20 protein-coding genes are annotated in these 16,370 nt (G+C 38.2%); 12 read left to right on the top strand and 8 right to left on the bottom strand.

Annotated elements, in window-relative coordinates; translation table 11 throughout:
* Positions 1-5: 5 nt before the first annotated feature.
* From yjbM to J7Q84_RS02840, 3 genes are read left to right on the top strand one after another with little or no spacing between them, the layout of a single operon-like run.
* Positions 6-641 (top strand): GTP diphosphokinase, encoded by a 636-nt coding sequence (gene yjbM, locus J7Q84_RS02850; RefSeq protein WP_209092871.1) that lies wholly within the window; start codon positions 6-8, stop codon positions 639-641.
* Between the two features lie 20 nt (positions 642-661).
* Positions 662-1,459: an NAD kinase gene (locus tag J7Q84_RS02845; RefSeq protein WP_209092870.1), complete on the top strand. Its 798-nt coding sequence runs from the start codon at positions 662-664 to the stop codon at positions 1,457-1,459.
* Positions 1,460-1,474: 15 nt separating this feature from the next.
* Complete coding sequence (locus tag J7Q84_RS02840; RefSeq protein ID WP_209092869.1) at positions 1,475-2,359, top strand: RluA family pseudouridine synthase; 885 nt, start codon at positions 1,475-1,477, stop codon at positions 2,357-2,359.
* Between the two features lie 58 nt (positions 2,360-2,417).
* On the opposite strand, the gene prpE is transcribed toward J7Q84_RS02840, so the two are convergent.
* Both prpE and J7Q84_RS02830 read right to left on the bottom strand, forming a co-directional pair.
* Entirely contained in the window at positions 2,418-3,161 is a 744-nt protein-coding gene (gene prpE / locus J7Q84_RS02835; RefSeq protein ID WP_209092868.1) for a bis(5'-nucleosyl)-tetraphosphatase PrpE, read from the bottom strand.
* Positions 3,162-3,236: 75 nt separating this feature from the next.
* Positions 3,237-4,412, bottom strand: a complete 1,176-nt coding sequence (locus tag J7Q84_RS02830; protein WP_209092867.1) for an FtsW/RodA/SpoVE family cell cycle protein — start codon at positions 4,410-4,412, stop codon at positions 3,237-3,239.
* 261 nt (positions 4,413-4,673) lie between these two features.
* Here J7Q84_RS02830 and mgtE point away from each other — a divergent pair, with 261 nt between their 5' ends.
* From mgtE to J7Q84_RS02800, 6 genes are all read left to right on the top strand, one after another.
* Positions 4,674-6,038: a magnesium transporter gene (mgtE, locus tag J7Q84_RS02825; RefSeq protein WP_209092866.1), complete on the top strand. Its 1,365-nt coding sequence runs from the start codon at positions 4,674-4,676 to the stop codon at positions 6,036-6,038.
* Positions 6,039-6,326: 288 nt separating this feature from the next.
* Positions 6,327-7,103, top strand: coding sequence for an enoyl-ACP reductase FabI (fabI, locus tag J7Q84_RS02820; RefSeq protein ID WP_209092865.1), 777 nt, complete (start codon positions 6,327-6,329; stop codon positions 7,101-7,103).
* Positions 7,104-7,268: 165 nt separating this feature from the next.
* On the top strand, positions 7,269-7,451 hold the full coding sequence (locus J7Q84_RS02815) for a hypothetical protein (RefSeq protein WP_209092864.1): 183 nt from the start codon (positions 7,269-7,271) through the stop codon (positions 7,449-7,451).
* 59 nt (positions 7,452-7,510) lie between these two features.
* The gene (locus J7Q84_RS02810) at positions 7,511-7,756 is read left to right on the top strand and encodes a hypothetical protein (RefSeq protein ID WP_209092863.1); all 246 of its coding nucleotides are present in this window, start codon (positions 7,511-7,513) and stop codon (positions 7,754-7,756) included.
* A gap of 120 nt (positions 7,757-7,876) precedes the next feature.
* Entirely contained in the window at positions 7,877-8,329 is a 453-nt protein-coding gene (locus J7Q84_RS02805) for a spore coat protein (protein WP_209092862.1), read from the top strand.
* 255 nt (positions 8,330-8,584) lie between these two features.
* Positions 8,585-9,151 (top strand): CotO family spore coat protein, encoded by a 567-nt coding sequence (locus J7Q84_RS02800; RefSeq protein ID WP_209092861.1) that lies wholly within the window; start codon positions 8,585-8,587, stop codon positions 9,149-9,151.
* 63 nt (positions 9,152-9,214) lie between these two features.
* On the opposite strand, the gene J7Q84_RS02795 is transcribed toward J7Q84_RS02800, so the two are convergent.
* A complete protein-coding gene (locus tag J7Q84_RS02795; protein WP_209092860.1) occupies positions 9,215-9,739 on the bottom strand; it encodes a CotY/CotZ family spore coat protein in 525 nt (174 codons plus the stop codon).
* 171 nt (positions 9,740-9,910) lie between these two features.
* Here J7Q84_RS02795 and J7Q84_RS02790 point away from each other — a divergent pair, with 171 nt between their 5' ends.
* Positions 9,911-10,267, top strand: a complete 357-nt coding sequence (locus tag J7Q84_RS02790; protein ID WP_209092859.1) for a DUF1360 domain-containing protein — start codon at positions 9,911-9,913, stop codon at positions 10,265-10,267.
* A 73-nt stretch (positions 10,268-10,340) separates the two neighbouring features.
* Positions 10,341-10,502: a cytochrome C oxidase subunit III gene (locus tag J7Q84_RS02785; protein WP_209092858.1), complete on the top strand. Its 162-nt coding sequence runs from the start codon at positions 10,341-10,343 to the stop codon at positions 10,500-10,502.
* Positions 10,503-10,538: 36 nt separating this feature from the next.
* Here the strand turns inward: J7Q84_RS02785 and J7Q84_RS02780 are convergent, their stop codons facing one another.
* The 4 genes from J7Q84_RS02780 to J7Q84_RS02765 form a co-directional block, all read right to left on the bottom strand.
* Positions 10,539-12,824, bottom strand: a complete 2,286-nt coding sequence (locus J7Q84_RS02780) for an ATP-dependent helicase (protein WP_209092857.1) — start codon at positions 12,822-12,824, stop codon at positions 10,539-10,541.
* 103 nt (positions 12,825-12,927) lie between these two features.
* Complete coding sequence (locus J7Q84_RS02775) at positions 12,928-13,350, bottom strand: GNAT family N-acetyltransferase (RefSeq protein WP_209092856.1); 423 nt, start codon at positions 13,348-13,350, stop codon at positions 12,928-12,930.
* Positions 13,351-13,354: 4 nt separating this feature from the next.
* On the bottom strand, positions 13,355-13,870 hold the full coding sequence (locus tag J7Q84_RS02770; protein ID WP_209092855.1) for a YjcG family protein: 516 nt from the start codon (positions 13,868-13,870) through the stop codon (positions 13,355-13,357).
* A gap of 97 nt (positions 13,871-13,967) precedes the next feature.
* A complete protein-coding gene (locus J7Q84_RS02765; RefSeq protein WP_209092854.1) occupies positions 13,968-14,699 on the bottom strand; it encodes an alpha/beta hydrolase in 732 nt (243 codons plus the stop codon).
* A 145-nt stretch (positions 14,700-14,844) separates the two neighbouring features.
* Here J7Q84_RS02765 and J7Q84_RS02760 point away from each other — a divergent pair, with 145 nt between their 5' ends.
* The gene (locus J7Q84_RS02760; protein ID WP_209092853.1) at positions 14,845-15,753 is read left to right on the top strand and encodes a DMT family transporter; all 909 of its coding nucleotides are present in this window, start codon (positions 14,845-14,847) and stop codon (positions 15,751-15,753) included.
* A gap of 92 nt (positions 15,754-15,845) precedes the next feature.
* Here the strand turns inward: J7Q84_RS02760 and J7Q84_RS02755 are convergent, their stop codons facing one another.
* Positions 15,846-16,241 (bottom strand): Ig-like domain-containing protein, encoded by a 396-nt coding sequence (locus J7Q84_RS02755; RefSeq protein WP_209092852.1) that lies wholly within the window; start codon positions 16,239-16,241, stop codon positions 15,846-15,848.
* Positions 16,242-16,370: the final 129 nt, after the last annotated feature.

The raw sequence follows: 16,370 nt of genomic DNA, 5'->3' as shown, positions 1-16,370 counted from the left end.
GTATAATGAATCGAAATTGGGAAGAATTTTTGGCACCCTATCATCAAGCGGTAGGGGAATTAAAGGTGAAATTAAGGGGGATGCGTTCGCAATTCGAAATGCATTCTGAACATTCACCTATCGAGTTTGTTACAGGACGAGTAAAATCTGTACCAAGTATTATCGATAAGGCCGAAAAAAGAAATGTTCCGCTGGATAAGCTAAGAGAGGAAATGCAGGATATAGCTGGACTTCGAATGATGTGTCAATTTGTGGAAGATATTAAAATGGTTGTCGCGCTTTTGCGGAAGCGAAATGATTTTGAAATTGTAGAAGAGAGAGACTATGTAACGCAGAAAAAAGACAGCGGCTACCGTTCCTATCATGTGGTCGTTCGATATCCAGTTCAAACCATACAAGGAGAAATGAAGGTGCTCGTTGAAATCCAAATTCGGACGCTTGCCATGAATTTTTGGGCTACAATTGAGCATTCCTTAAATTATAAATATAGAGGGCGATTTCCTGCAGATATTAAAATCAGGTTGCAGCGTGCTGCGGAAGCCGCTTACTTACTAGATGAAGAAATGTCTTCTATTCGTATCGAAATTCAAGAAGCCCAAAAAGTCTTTTTACGTAAGACAGAAACACAGGATTCAGAATAAATGTTTAAAGGGTGTTAGCGATGAGATTTGCAATTATGTCAAAGGGAGATAAAGATTCAAATGCAATTGTTGCTACGATAAGGGAATATCTCCTTGATTTTGGCTTTCAAGATGATGAGAAAGAACCGGAAATAGTTATTTCAGTAGGAGGAGATGGAACGTTGTTACATGCGTTCCATCGTTATGCTCATCGATTAGAGAGTACGGCTTTTGTAGGTGTACATACGGGGCACCTTGGATTTTATGCGGATTGGCGTCCGGATGAAGTAGAAAAGCTTGTAATTGCCATTGCCAAAACGCCGTTTCAAGTAGTGGAGTATCCGCTATTAGAAGTGATTATTCGTTTCTTAAACGGAGGGAAAGAATCACTGTACTTGGCTTTAAATGAATGTACCGTAAAAAGTTTAGAAGGTACTTTAGTTTTAGATGTGGAGATTCGTGGAGAGCATTTTGAGAGGTTTCGGGGAGATGGGCTTTGTGTGGCTACTCCTTCGGGGAGTACGGCCTACAATAAAGCATTAGGTGGTGCAATTTTACACCCAGCTATCGAAGCTATTCAATTAACGGAGATGGCATCCATCAATAATCGCGTCTTTCGTACTGTCGGCTCTCCTCTTATTTTACCGAAGCATCATACTTGTGTGTTAAAACCGGTTAAAGCCACGAATTTTCAAATTTCAATTGACCATTTAACAGTGTTGCATAAAGATGTAAAATCCATTCAATTTCGTGTGGCAAATCAAAAAGTACGATTTGTCCGATTCCGTCCGTTTCCGTTTTGGAATCGTGTTCGGGATTCCTTTGTTGCGGATAAATAGAAAGGGTCATGTGGATTGTTTATCTTAAAGTGGGATATAAAACGAGAAGAGGAAGGGACGCTAGTAAGAGAGTTTTTGCGGACGAAGGGAATTTCGAAGGCTGCGCTTACGGATATAAAGTTTCATGGAGGGAGCATTGAGGTCAATCGATCTCCTGTAACAGTGAGGCATATCCTTAAAGCAGGGGAAGAGTTGCGTATTGCTTTTCCTCCTGAAGAACGGAGCCCAGAAATGAAGGGGGAAGCTATTCCTTTACAGATTGTATATGAAGATGATTATGTTCTTGTTATAAATAAAGATCCATATATATCGACTATTCCCTCTCGTGAGCATCCGACCGGTTCGGTTGCAAATGCGCTGTTGTATCATTATGATCAACAAAACCTGCCTGTCACTGTCCATATTGTCACAAGGCTTGATCGGGACACATCAGGACTGATGCTAGTAGCTAAAAATCGATTTATACATCATCTGTTGTCTAAGCAACAGCAGGAAAAATCTATTCAACGAACATATGAAGCGGTTATTCACGGTGTATTGAAGTCGAATGAAGGAATAATCGATGCACCGATTGGACGAAAGGCAGACAGTATTATTGAGCGTACGGTAAGAGAGGATGGGCAGCATGCTGTGACTCATTTTCGCGTACTAGAGAGGAAAAAAGAGATAACGCATGTTTCTTTGCAATTAGAAACAGGACGCACTCATCAAATTCGTGTTCATATGGCTTATCTAGGACATCCGCTGCTCGGTGATGATTTATATGGGGGGATAAAAGAAGAGATAAAGAGACAAGCATTGCATAGTACAACGTTGACTTTTTATCATCCTGTTTATGAACAAGAATATACTTTTACAGCAGAGCTTCCAGATGATATGGCACAAATATTGCAAAAATGAGCATTCCCGCAGAGGAATGCTCATTTTTTAGGAAAAGATATGCTGTATGCAGAATAGCTTATCCTTCGAATGTGCGAAACTTTTCTTCCACTAACGGCATAGAGGAAGAAACAGAAACGGTGTCCATCTCTGGATAACGAAGGGCGGTCAGCTTTCCTCCGAATACAGCACCTGTATCAATATTGACTGTTCGGTTTATAAATCGCGGCTCACTAACGGGTGTGTGGCCATATACGATCCAAGCCTTGCCTTTATATTGCTTTGCCCAATCTCTTCGTACAGGAGAGCCGTCTGGGTGTGCTTCTCCTGTTATATCTCCATACAATACAAAGGTTTTTACTTTGTTATTCACCTTTCCTATATAATCTCCCCGAATGCCAGCATGACATACAATAAGATTGCCTTTATCCAATACATGATAAAGCGGAGAGTTCTCATACAGTTCTATAAACTTGGCGCGAATACTCTTCTGTTCCTTTGGGGGAAGTGCTTCATATTCTGCAACCGTCGTTTCTAATCCATGTGTCTTTTGTACATTACGTCCTAAAAAGAAACGATATAGCTTATTGCAATGATTCCCCGGTGAATAGTATGCTGCTTTTTGATGAATGACAAGCTCATGAACAAGTGCTGCGACCTTTAATGAGAAGGGTCCCCGGTCTGTTAAGTCTCCGACAAACGCAAGTTGACGCCCTTCAGGGTGTTTAGGCACATCATCGTCCCATTTATATCCGAGATGGATGGTTAAAGCTTTGAATTCTTCATAACATCCGTGAATATCGCCGATTATGTCTAGTTTCATCTTATCACCTTCTTTTTTCTTTACTTTAGTTTTTGCGATTGTATAAAGAAAAAATCTATCCAAAGCAGGATAGATTTAATCAAACATGAATTTTTTTGTGCGTGAGCGCACATTCAGTACAAAACCAATGGCGATCATATAGGTTAAGAGTGCGCTTCCTCCATAGCTGAGAAATGGCAAGGTAATCCCTGTGATTGGCAGAATACCGATTGTCATTCCGATATTTTGGAATACCTGGAAGGTAATCATTCCGATTACACCTGCACATAAATAACTTCCAAAAGGATCATTACTTTCAAGTGCAATATGAATCATACGGTAAATGAGTAAGAAAAATAGAGAAATAACAATACTGCCCCCAATGAATCCATACTGCTCTGCTATATTTGTAAAAATAAAGTCTGTATGAGGTTCAGGGAAATATACTTCGCTGTTTTTAAAGCCTTTTCCGTATAGTTCTCCTGAGCCGGTAGCTAAAATCGCTTGGCGTAATTGATAACCTTGTGTTTCGTATTCATACGGTGCCAGCCACCCATAGAAACGGTCCAATTGATATTCTTTTAAAATATGGGCCTTAAAGAAAGCAGTATGAGCAAAATAAATATAAACAAGGATAGAGCCGGCTGTGACAGCGATGCCGGTAAGCCCTAAAATAAAACGCCAGCGAATGCCTGATACTAAAATGATGGAAGCAATAATTGCTGTCATTACCATCGTGTTTCCTAAATCAGGTTCTTTTGCAATTAAAAGAAGAGGAGGCAAACTTGCGCCAAATATTTTGGCAAGTAAAAGTAAATCTTCTCTTGGTGTACGGATGTGATATTTTTCATTATGATTTACAATAATTCGACTTAACACAATAATGATGAACAGCTTCATAATTTCAGATGGCTGAAAGTTACCAAGACCAGGAATTTGATACCAGGCAGTTGCTCCCTTAATAGTTAATACTAAGGATTTTGGGATACCTAATTCAAGTCCTAATAATAAAATCATTGCAAACCCGTATAAATACCAAGAAATCTGTTTGTATCGATCAAAGTCGATAACCATTGTTCCTGCAATTGCAATCAAGCCGACAATATACCATTTGACTTGTTGAGCTACGAAGTTAATTGCTTTTAATTTTTCAGGAAAGTCAGGGTGGGCTTGAGCAGTTGAAATGGCCAAACAGCTTGTAATGGCCAATAATAACAAAATTCCTAATAAAGTAAAATCTATTTGATACTGTGACGTTCTTTCTTTTTCCATTGTTCAATCCTTTCTATTACAAGAGGGCATATGCAAAAATACGTATAATATGAGAAAAAAAGCTCCATTACCATCTTAACGAATTTTCTACACTTTGCAAACACCTAGTATGTGTGACATAACGAAACAAGTGACGACATTTTATGAGAGTTTTGTTACTATTATAAAGGTCGAGGTGAATTCGGACAAGGTGAATCCTACGGAACCCTTTGCGTTTGGATTGCGGAATGAAATATTTTCATTATGAAAGGAGGCAGTAAAATGCCTGAAGTATTAGACAGAGAAGTGTTGGCTGAAGATATGCTGGAACAAGCTCTAATACGGGAAGATATTGATATGTTTCGACAGGAGTTTTTAGAACTTCTTCCATATGACCAAGCTCAGTTTTTTGTGAAGCAATCAGAAGAGATCCGCATGCGTATTTATCAATATATGTCTCCAGAAGAAACGGCCGCTATTTTTGAGAATTTGGAAATGGATGAAATTGCACCGTATGTTGCGGAAATGAATCCTGCGTTTGTCGCGGATATGTTAGGACATATGTATGCAGACGACGCGGTAGATGTATTGAATGAGCTGCGAAAAGATGAGGTTGCTAGTTACCTGTCTATTATGAATCCGGAAGCTGCAACAGAGATTAAAGAGTTGCTTCATTATGAAGAATACACAGCCGGAAGTATTATGACAACAGAATTTGTTGCTATCGGTGCGAATGAAACTGTTCAATCCGCTATGAAAATTTTGAAAAGAGAAGCTCCTGATGCAGAAACTATCTATTACATTTATATAGTGGATGAGGAGAAGCATTTGGTTGGAGTACTGTCTCTTAGAGACTTGATTATAAGAGATGATGAAGCTGTTATCGGAGAGGTAATGAACGACAGAATTATTTCTGTATCTGTGGCGCAAGATCAGGAAGAAGTAGCGCGTATGATGAAGGATTATAATTTTTTGGCAATGCCGGTCGTCGACTTTCAAAACCATTTGCTGGGTATTATTACAGTTGATGATGTAATGGATGTATTAGATGAAGAAGCATCGGACGACTATTCTAAATTCGCTGCGATTTCTGATGTGGATACAGTTTCCCGCAATCCCTTTACTGCAGCAAAGCAACGTCTGCCTTGGCTTATCATTTTGCTGTTTCTTGGTATGATGACAGCTACTTTAATTGGCAAATTTGAAGAAACCATTCATAAAGTAGCTATTTTAGCTGTATTCATTCCTCTTATTGCAGGAATGGCTGGGAATACGGGAACACAAGCTCTCGCAGTTGCGGTGCGTGGAATTGCGACGGGTGAATTTGAAGATGAGAGCAAGTGGAAGCTCATGCTTCGTGAAGCAGGGACGGGTTTAATCACAGGAGCAGCATGCGGCTTGCTTGTAACAGGAATCATCTCATTTTGGTATCATAATTTGGTTTTAGGAATGCTAGTTGGTGTTTCCATTTTAGTGACTTTAATATTTGCCACACTAGCAGGAGCGGTTGTTCCTCTTATTATGCAAAAGCTGAAAATTGACCCAGCAGTGGCCTCGGGACCATTTATTACAACCGTAAACGACATGATTAGCATTTTAGTATACTTTGGCATGGCGAATATGTTTATGGAGTATTTAATTAAGTAGAGAACAGAACGAACTATACCGTTCTGTTTTTTTATAGCTAAGAAATTATCCTGTATGAACGCAGTTGTATCTCTTATACACATTTTACAGAGAAATTTTCTAAACATGGATTGTAATAAGTATGTTGTGTCGGTTTTTCTTAGAAAATAGAGGAGTATAAAGAAAAAATATGGAAATGAATGAATACGAAGTATTTTTTTCGTTTTCACAACTAGAAAAGTATGATACACTACGAATAGTATCAGGTACTAATAACTAGTGTTAGTTTGATTATAGGAGGATGAAATAATGGATCTTCTCAATTTAAAAGGGAAAAATATTGTAGTTATGGGCGTAGCTAATCAACGAAGCATTGCTTGGGGTATCGCGCGTTCTCTGCATAATGCAGGTGCGAATTTAATTTTCACATATGCAGGTGAGCGTTTAGAGAAGAACGTTCGTGATCTTGCGGACACATTAGAAGGACAGGAAGCATTAGTTTTACCTTGTGACGTAACTAATGATGCAGATATTGAAAGCTGCTTCCAAACAATCAAAGAAAAAGCGGGTACGATTCATGGTATTGCACACTGTATCGCATTTGCTAATAAAGAAGATTTAAAAGGCGGGTTTGTAGAAACATCCCGTGAAGGCTTTGCGCTTTCTTTAGACATCAGTGCGTACTCTTTAACTGCAGTCGCAAAAGCTGCTAAAGAGGTTATGACAGAAGGCGGAAGCATTGTGACCTTAACATACCTTGGCGGCGAACGAGTGGTGAAAAACTATAACTTGATGGGTGTAGCGAAAGCCGCATTAGATGCAAGCGTTCGATATTTAGCAAATGACTTAGGACAATTAAATATTCGCGTGAATTCTATTTCTGCAGGTCCAATCCGTACATTGTCTGCAAAGGGTGTAGGAGATTTCAATAGCATTCTTAAAGAAATCGAAGAAAAAGCACCGCTTCGCCGCAATGTAACACAAGAAGAGGTAGGCGATTCGGCTGTCTTCTTATTTAGTGATTTATCTCGCGGAATGACAGGTGAGAATCTTCATGTGGATTCCGGATATCATATTTTAGGATAACCAACAAAAAGCTGAGACAAAAGTCTCGGCTTTTTGTTTTGCTCTTTTTACACATAGTAGCTCTTTCCCGCCTATTTTGACGTTTGTAGGACAATGAATTATACATTTGTAAGCTTGTATGAATATATTGTACTGCGTCGTACTATAGACAAGGAGGTGGCGAATATGGGCGATTCAAACTATGAGCTTTCCACACAGATTTTAAAGGGAGTTTTAAATAAATACTTAGCTACTAAAACTCCTAAATTTACTATGACAGAAAAGAAAAAACAACTGTTTCAAACTATGCTTCAAACGATTAATGAGCAAATGAACAAGGCTAAGGAGGCAGGGACAGCAGGAAAGTAAAACGACGTGGAAAAAGTGATTAGATATCGTATTCAGGATAAAGTCAGGAGGTGAAGAGATTGTCGCAAGAACAAGACAAAAACAAACCAGAGGACGTTCAAGCTACGAGTGCAATTGCAAGTTTCATTGTAAAAAGCATGATGCTAAAGCATAATATCAAAACAGATGAAATAAAAAAGACCTTGACAGAAGAGCAAAAAAAAGAATTGAAAGATATGTTTCAACAGTTGGAGAAGCAAGTTAATAGTTTTGTAGAAAGCACTAAAAATAAAGAAACAGAGACTAAGAAAAAGAAAAGAAACTAACAAACGGCTGCAAGCTAGAGTGGAGATTTAGAAAAACGGGCTGTCCCAGTAATGAGTTTGTCTATACGTTTTTAGTACAAGCGCATTTAATAATATTATGAAATGGAAAGGGGGAAAATCATGGGTTTAAGATGGCAAGCTTTAAATACAAATGCGGAACATCCTATTTCTGCATTTTTCAATGATGATGCAACAATCGAACAACAAGCAGCACAAAATGTAGTAGAAGGGCAATTCTCTAGAGAAAAAATTTATATTTCTGATTCCTTAGATATTAATGTCTCTACTACAGAAACGCAGGTAGCTGTAGCGTTACAAGCAGCCTTACAGATTGCGATTGCGATTGTAATTAATATTGCAGTTCTTAGCAGTGATGCTCACGCTGAGGATTTCACACACGACCTTCTTCAAAATACAAAAATCGTACAGTCAAACCGTCAAAACATCATCATTAAAAATTCTAGAAGTGTTACTGTTTCAACAGTTGATACTGACGTGGCAGTTTCTATTCAGTTATTACTGCAAGTTTTATTAGCACTTCTTATTCAAGTTGACGTTCTTTCTGCTGTTTAATTCCTCTCACTCCAAACAATCTACGCGTTAATTCTCTTCTTTGCATTCATCCTTAGGGTGAATGCTTTTTGGAATCTATTTCGTGTATGTTCTTACATAAATAAACGAACTAATGCTTTATCACCCCTTCCTAATAATGGAGTGTGGGCTTGTTTTCTTTTAAGTCTTTTTCAAGGCTAAAAAAAGTGAGTTAAATTTCGCAAACATTGAATATACATTTAACAGAGAATCCTTTGGAAAAAGGGAGGAAGTAAAATGTCTCAAAAGTCAACTGAACTCAAAAATCAACCATTGCTGTATATTGTTCAGCCTTCTATGGCAGAGCCAAGGGTGGATGTACAGGATGTTTTTATTGTAAAAAGAAAGCCTCGTAGAGAAGAACCTGTGAAACAACAAGCAGCAATTGAAGAGCAAGAGGCAGAAGCAAACCAAGAAGAATCTCAGGAAGGGTTGGAAGCAGCTCTTACAGAAGAAGACCTGATAACTGAAGAAGCAGAAGAAACAATGGAAACGGAAGAAATAGAAGCGATAGCAGAAGATGGAGAGGAGGAAATAGAACAAGAGGAAGTGTCAAAAAGAAGCAACTCTTGGAGTAATAAATCCTTCAAGGACATGACATTGGAAGAGAAGGTGGCATTTTTAGTTAACAGACCTCATTATATACCGAGGGCAAAATGTAAAGTTCAGACTGGTCAAGATACTTATATCGGCTATATTCTCTCTTATGAGGAGGGATATGTAATTATGAGAAGTATGACAAAGATAAGGGAGTTTAAGGTTCAGTTCGAAGATATAAAGTCTATCCAAATTATTGGTTTGTAGAAAATTGAAAAAGGTGGTAGATCACAGTCTACCACCCATATAGTTTTTTAGTTTACGATGGAGTTATACTCCTCTTACACGAGTGTCGCGTAAGCATTGAATAGCACAGAAGCAATTGAGGTCTACTGTTATACAGGAGTTCGATGCTTCTAGGTTTACAGGTATAGTTTTGTGACCATTATGAAGACCATTTGTAAATGCACAAATCAATTCTCTTGCTTCTTCTTGCAAGGAATGTTTGGAGCCTCTTGAATGACAATCGTCATCATGATCTTCAGCTACTGGAGTTAAGACTCTAAGGACTGCACAGCAATCGTCTACACTTTCCACTCGTAGGAATGGAGAAATTGTGAAGAAGTCCCCAGCGAATTTAAAGCAGTTAGATGGTAAGAATAAGTCTCCTGATTTTGTATATAGAACGAAAGGACGAGTATTAGCGAAAGGGGCGGCTGTATTAGCTCCTAAAAATGGTGTATCACAGCCAGTTGGGCAAGTATCAGTTACAGCGTCTTGTAGTTCGTTAATAAATTTAACCACGTCACATACACAGTGAGAGTCAAATTTACCTTTTTTATCATTACAACTCATGAATTTCACTCCTTATCATTAAGTTTTGTTTTACACTATTAAGATATTGAAACGAGATACAATCGGTTACTGATGTTATCCTATTTTTTCGTAAATGGGCATGTACTGATGAGGGATAAACAGCTGTATAGGATAGCTGCTTGATTAGGAATATGAAGGGAGTGAGGGGAGATGTTTACGAGCTGGTTCCTTCTGGTTATTTTTGCCTTTGCAAGCTTTAGGCTGACGCGTCTTCTTGTATTTGATAAAATCACAAAGTTTATACGAGTACCCTTCATTGAAGAAAAACAAGTTATAGAGGAGGATGGAGAAGCAGTTACTTATATTCGAATTAAAGGAAGAGGAATACAAAAATTCATCGGGGAGCTGTTAAGCTGCTATTGGTGTACAGGGATATGGAGTACAGCATTTTTGCTTATAATTTATTACTATATACCGAAAGTGGCTGAACCATTGTTGTTGTTATTGGCAGTTGCAGGTATTGCTGCGGTTATTGAAGTGATCGTTAGCAAGCTGAAGGATGAATAAAAATAGGGGCACGTTCTCCGTGTAGATTCATATGATAATAAGAATCTAGAAATAGCAGAGGAGCGAAGTAAAGATGCAGAAACGTCCTATGGGCCAACAACCTCTCAATCAATGGCAATATTATCAAATGCAACAGCAATTATATGATCAAGGCTATATTAAAAAACCTGATTGTGGCTGCAACAAAAAGAAAAAGAAAATGACTATGCAGAATGATGAAGAACAGAAAAAATAAAAACCAGAGCTGTTTTGTGGGCTCTGGTTTTTCGTGTTAGAAAAGGGGTTTAATAAAGCGTGACGGATATGCTGTTCGGCCCCGGCGTGTTTGCGGTACAGAAACATTCAGGGACTCTTTGGCACGAGTCATAGCCACATACGTTAAACGTCGTTCTTCTTCAAGCGGTGCACTATTCCCGTCTCGATATGCCTCTAATGAATAATCATGGGGTAAACACCCGTCGACTGCTCCAAGTACATACACATGCTTATATTCTAATCCTTTCGATCGATGAATGGTTAATAATTGAATAGCATTGTCATATGTTTTACTTAATTTTTTCATTTCTTCATTCATAGCAATCATATGATCTGCATGAGATATAAAGGCAAGAACTGTGGTGAACTTTTTCGCGGCCACTTTTAAGTCCCGAATATCGTCAGATCCTTTTTCCATTGTATTGCCTTCACTGCCGCGCTTTTTTATAAAATCAGAAAATCCCATTTCTTTTTCTATTATTCCTATAGCGACGAGGGGAGAGGCATCCTTTAACGTTTTAAACAACGGTACAATCTTTTGCAGCTTCTTTTGCTGGAAAGGGTGGATATTCTTCAGTTTTGTTAAAGCTTGGACAAGTGAACAATCCTCTAATATACTGATGGCTTTCAAGTCTTGCAGGACAGATTGCTTTAAGAACAGCGATACAATTAAATCGTTCATCGCTTTCACATCATCTTCATTTAGGCTTAAACGCAAATATGCAAGCATGCTTCGGACGATGCGCCGTTGATAAAATGACTCAGAATCCTTCTCCATAATAAAAGGTAGATGAGATTGCGAAAGGCGTTCAAACATAGCACGTGCTGCTGAATGGGTTCTATACAAAACAGCGAAGTCAGATGGATTGGCGCCATTTTCGATTCGCTCTTTCAAATCCGTCACAATCATTGTTGCTTCTTCCTCTTCATCATAAGGGAAGAAAAAGGATGGAAGGGAATAAGAGTGAAATTGGGCTTTCATTTTTTTGGCTCTTCGGTTTTTATTTATTCGTATTACTTTGTTAGCAGTAGTTACGATGCTGTGAGAAGAACGGTAGTTTTGATTTAATGTCACAATGGCCGCATCTTTGTAGTCATTATCAAAGTTTAGTATAAAGGAAGGATCGCTGCCACGGAAGGCATAAATGGATTGATCATCGTCTCCAACTACGCAAATATTATTGGTATGATTAGACAGCATTTTCATAATTTCATACTGTACTTTGTTTATATCTTGAAATTCATCAATTAAAAAATAATGGAAGCGGTTTTGGTAGCGTTGTAATAGCTCCTCATTGTTTTGTAATAGCTCATAGCAACCATACAGCATATCATCAAAGTCGAATAATTTGCGTTCCTGTTTCAGCTGCTCGTATCGCCGATATAAATACAACGCCTTATCTTCCCAAGGACTGCTTGGGATAATAGTGCTTTCGTCTGTTAATGTATTTTTCCAGTAGCTGATTTGCTGAAGAGCTTGATCGTATGCAAATTCTTTTTCATCAATGCCGATTTCTGCACCAGCTTCTTTTAGAATACGGTCCATTTGCCATTCATATTTCAGCAAAGAGTTTGGGGACCAGCGTTCGGAATCGTGGTGCAGGAGCATTTTATAGAAAATGCTGTGAAATGTACCAACAACAAGAGACTTCAGTTCTTTTGCTGACAGGGTAGAAAAACGCTGCAAGCGTTCTTTCATTTCTTGTGCTGCCTTTGTAGTAAAGGTTACAAGCATAATAGACTTTGCGTCTATTTTCCTCTCATGAATCATGTAAGCAGTACGCGCAGTCAATACACGTGTTTTTCCGCTGCCAGCCCCTGCTAAAATGAGAAGAGGGCCGTCAATATGTGTAACAGCTTCATATTGGGCAGAATCAAGAGGAAAGTTTTCTTCGTTTAAAATTGAGTAGCTTTCGATTTCGGTTCTTTCTTGAAACTCTGGAATACTTTTGATTGGTTGTGAGTCTTTCCATAGTGACGAGAATGTCTGCTCTTCAGAAATGCTGCGTTCTTTTGGAATACGAAAACCATTTTGTTCAACATATTGTGTACCAATTGCAACAAGCTCCTGTTTTTTTTCTTGCTTCCTTGCATGAGCTGCTGCATCGCATTCATAGGTTTCTTTTTGTAAGGTATGGTAAAGATAAGGTTTTTTTTGAATGCCCAAATATAATCTCACCTGTTCGCCACAGTTAATACAGCTTACTTCACCACGAAGACTAGCTTCATAGAGTGTTTGATAATGTTCTCTTGGATAATATAACAAGTTGATTTCTTTTTGGTTATACCGTGCAATGTCCATAAGCTAACCTCCTGCCACACGTTCAATATCAGCAATCTTCATCTTACCAAATATCAGAAAGGAAAAAAAGAAGACGAGAACATCTTTTGTTCTCGTCTTCTTTTTATAATGGTTTTTTCATGACAACATGAGGAATGTCAGCTTCCATGAACACATCAGATACAGTATCATATCCAAGCTTTTTGTAAAAAGATTCAGCTTGAGTTTGTGCATGAAGCTTTGCTTTTTTCAGTCCTTGCTCAGCAGCTGTATGTTCCAATGCATCCATGATTAGTCTTCCGGCTCCGCATTTGCGGTGAGAAGAAAGAACACAAATGCGCTCCATTTTTCCGTAGCCGTCAAGCTCTCTCATCCGTCCTGCACCAACCGGCACTCCGTTATCATATAACACAACATGTGTTGCGGTAGGATCATGTTCATCGTATTCTTCTGCTGCTGATACCTTTTGTTCATCCACAAATACTTGTTTACGGACGGAAAAAGCATCCTGCAGTTGCTTTTCGTTTTCTACTATTGCAATATTCAATGTTTTATTGTTCCTTTCCTAAATGGAATGTTTCGTATACTGTCCATGCTCCGTTGTCTAATTGATAAAGCAAATGGAAGCGGTCAACTGTTTGTTCGTGGTTAAAATCCATCATTTTTAGGCGACCTAATACATCAGAATGTTCATCGTCTGACATTTTTTGACCAATTGTAATATGAGGAACGAACGCATATTCTCTCTCTTGAGAAAAATAACCTGAGTGCATTTTTTCATTTAATGATGTTAATTCATCTGATTTTTCGACTTTAAAATAAATTACATTATTTACTGGATAGAAGGAATTCACATTTCGGACCCGCAGTGTGAAAGGGGGTACCTTGTTTGCAATTTCATTCAATTCATTAACGATTTGATTTATTTCATTTTCATCCGCTTCAAATGCAGGCTTTAGTGTGATATGAGGCGGAACAAGTGCGTAGTGAGAATCATAACGCATACGATAAGAGTTTGCTGTATCTTGAATAGATTTTGACGGAAATATAACGATTCCGAATTTCATGAGAAAGTCCCCCTTTATTATAAGCCAATATATATGATATTTAGAAAAGGTACATCCTTTTTTTATTATATCAAATAATTCAGAATATAAGGAGGTGTTATTTAAGCTGTAACATATTTGTAAAGGCAGATGGTAAGTCTTTTTGCCAATGCTTCCAAGTATGGTCACCATCAAATTCCTTGTATATATAAGGGAATCCTTTTTTGGTAAGCAGATGATTTAAATCAGCATTCGGTTGTACAAAATCGCGAATTTTTCCATCCGTTGTTTTTACATGTGTTTCCTGCGTTCCAATGATATGATACAGTTCCAGTAAATGAGACTGAGTAAAGGATTTCACTCTATTGAGCACAGTGTCATTTACAAATGGTGATTGCATGATCACCTTGCCGAATGTATGCGGATACATTAGTGCTGTCATGAGGGATACAGTTCCTCCGAGAGAATCACCGAGAAGAACACGGCCGCTTCCAACTTGATATGTTGAAAAATGCTCATCAAGGTATGGAACAAGCTCATGGGCTAAGAAACGGATATATGCCTCATTTTGTGAACCATTAGGATGATATTTTTCTTTTCGGTCCTCTACGTTTTTATAAGGAATACCGACTATGATAGTACGTTCGATTGTTCCTTCTTTTTGGAGCTGCTCAATGACTTTTCCTGCTTTCCCAAATTGGAAGTAGTCTTTGCCATCTTGTGCTATGACAAGAGTGTGCTTCAGTAAAGGTGTATAGCTTGTAGGCAAGTAGACAAGTAAGGTTATCTCTTCCTGCAACGAGGTGCTGTAAAGTGAGAGTTCTTGAATAAGTCCTAAAGTTTGTGTCATGATAATCTCCCCTGTGAAAATTGTTGAAACGTTCTTTTCTATATTAACATAAGAACAACAAAAATATAGAATCGCAAAGTCTACAATGATAGAATATTTATGGAGTATTATAATAGTGGCAGGAAACAGAAAGGACGTAGGGAACATGAAACAGAAGGAAGAAAAACCATCAATTGGATTGCCGCTAGTCATTGCTATTATTGCTATATCTTTTTCAGCTATTTTTGTGAAATGGTCACATGCACCCGCTTCGATTTTAAGTATGTATCGCATGTGGCTGGCAAGTCTCTTATTGGTGCCAATTGTATGGAGAAAACGGGACGATTTTAAAAAGATAGGTAAGAAAGATTGGTATTTATTATTTTTTTCGGGTTTCTTTTTGGCATTGCACTTTGTACTTTGGTTCGGGTCTTTGAAGTTGACGACAGTCGCCAGTTCTACAATTATTCTTGCATTGCAGCCAATCGTGTCCTTGATCGGCGGTTTTTTTGTGTTTAAGGAACGCACAACAGCTTCAGCTCTAATGACGATGGGAATTGCTATAATAGGAGCAATGATGATTGGTTGGGGGGATTTTGCTTTAAACAGCAAGGCCATTCTTGGTGATATTCTTTCCTTTTTGAGCGTCATTGCCGTTGTGGGCTACTTATTAATTGGGCAAAGTACAGTCAAAAAAGTATCACACTGGATTTACAGCTTTTGTGTATTTTTATTTGCATCCATGGTGTTAACTGTATATAATCTGGCTGCAGGAACAGCATTTACAGGGTATGACTCCCGAGAATGGGGGATTTTTCTATTATTGGCTACCGTACCGACATTGGCGCATGTCATTAATAATTGGCTGTTAAACTTTGTAAATGCTACAACTATTTCTATGAGTATTTTAGGGGAACCTGTAGGAGCGACTATACTGGCTATCTTGTTATTAGGAGAACGTCTAGTTGGCTGGCAAATTATTGGAGGAATGCTTGTGCTAGCAGGAGTATTTTTCTTTTTAATACAGCAGCAAAAGAAAACTCCGTACACTGAGGTTGTAAGAGAAGGGGCGTAAAGATAGAGTAAGCCGAGAGAGTGAGCGCTAATTGGAGAATACTATCAGCAGGAAAAAGCCTCCTGCTGATAGTACTGCTATTAGACTAGGATTTACCTGCCATTTAAAAAATTATGTACTGTAATTTCACATAAATCGCGGTATTTTCCGTCTTCAGTAGTCACTACAATAATAGTTCGTCCTGCCCGCTTTCCTTTTACTGCGGCTTTGCCGTTTTCAATTTCTAAATGAACAACATCGGGATTGCTGACAACCCAATGTACTTTTTTATTTGTTGCGTTTACGGGAATAATACTAAATGTAATACTTTCAGCTTGTCCGATTTTCATTTTCAGCTTTGGTTTATTTACATGGATGCTTATAACGTTCACAGGTACCGGGGTAAGTGGTTTTCGTATTTTTGTTTTCTCAAGCAGAGGATCAATAAATAACGCAGTGTGAGAAGATAAAGCGGTGTTCCATACATGCTCTTTATGCTTTCTAATCATCGAAAATGCTCCTTCCCGATTATATTTGTAAGTTCAATCATATCGGAAAAGTGTTAGTAGAAGTTGAATGGAACATAAAGAAATTATTAATTTTAAAACGAAAATCTTTAAAAAAGCTTTGAATTGCAA

It is taken from the genome of Bacillus sp. 165, from assembly GCF_017742235.1.
Classification (GTDB): domain Bacteria; phylum Bacillota; class Bacilli; order Bacillales; family Bacillaceae_G; genus JAGHKQ01.
The sequence above is the reverse complement of the archived record's forward strand: the minus strand, read 5'-3'. Positions and strand labels throughout refer to the sequence as shown.

Coding starts and splice junctions, on each gene's coding strand:
- yjbM (WP_209092871.1), top strand. CDS start 6: ATGAATCGAAATTGGGAAGAATTTTTGGCACCCTATCATCAAGCGGTA.
- J7Q84_RS02845 (WP_209092870.1), top strand. CDS start 662: ATGAGATTTGCAATTATGTCAAAGGGAGATAAAGATTCAAATGCAATT.
- prpE (WP_209092868.1), bottom strand. CDS start 3,161: ATGAAACTAGACATAATCGGCGATATTCACGGATGTTATGAAGAATTC.
- J7Q84_RS02830 (WP_209092867.1), bottom strand. CDS start 4,412: ATGGAAAAAGAAAGAACGTCACAGTATCAAATAGATTTTACTTTATTA.
- mgtE (WP_209092866.1), top strand. CDS start 4,674: ATGCCTGAAGTATTAGACAGAGAAGTGTTGGCTGAAGATATGCTGGAA.
- fabI (WP_209092865.1), top strand. CDS start 6,327: ATGGATCTTCTCAATTTAAAAGGGAAAAATATTGTAGTTATGGGCGTA.
- J7Q84_RS02815 (WP_209092864.1), top strand. CDS start 7,269: ATGGGCGATTCAAACTATGAGCTTTCCACACAGATTTTAAAGGGAGTT.
- J7Q84_RS02805 (WP_209092862.1), top strand. CDS start 7,877: ATGGGTTTAAGATGGCAAGCTTTAAATACAAATGCGGAACATCCTATT.
- J7Q84_RS02800 (WP_209092861.1), top strand. CDS start 8,585: ATGTCTCAAAAGTCAACTGAACTCAAAAATCAACCATTGCTGTATATT.
- J7Q84_RS02795 (WP_209092860.1), bottom strand. CDS start 9,739: ATGAGTTGTAATGATAAAAAAGGTAAATTTGACTCTCACTGTGTATGT.
- J7Q84_RS02790 (WP_209092859.1), top strand. CDS start 9,911: ATGTTTACGAGCTGGTTCCTTCTGGTTATTTTTGCCTTTGCAAGCTTT.
- J7Q84_RS02785 (WP_209092858.1), top strand. CDS start 10,341: ATGCAGAAACGTCCTATGGGCCAACAACCTCTCAATCAATGGCAATAT.
- J7Q84_RS02780 (WP_209092857.1), bottom strand. CDS start 12,824: ATGGACATTGCACGGTATAACCAAAAAGAAATCAACTTGTTATATTAT.
- J7Q84_RS02770 (WP_209092855.1), bottom strand. CDS start 13,870: ATGAAATTCGGAATCGTTATATTTCCGTCAAAATCTATTCAAGATACA.
- J7Q84_RS02765 (WP_209092854.1), bottom strand. CDS start 14,699: ATGACACAAACTTTAGGACTTATTCAAGAACTCTCACTTTACAGCACC.
- J7Q84_RS02760 (WP_209092853.1), top strand. CDS start 14,845: ATGAAACAGAAGGAAGAAAAACCATCAATTGGATTGCCGCTAGTCATT.
- J7Q84_RS02755 (WP_209092852.1), bottom strand. CDS start 16,241: ATGATTAGAAAGCATAAAGAGCATGTATGGAACACCGCTTTATCTTCT.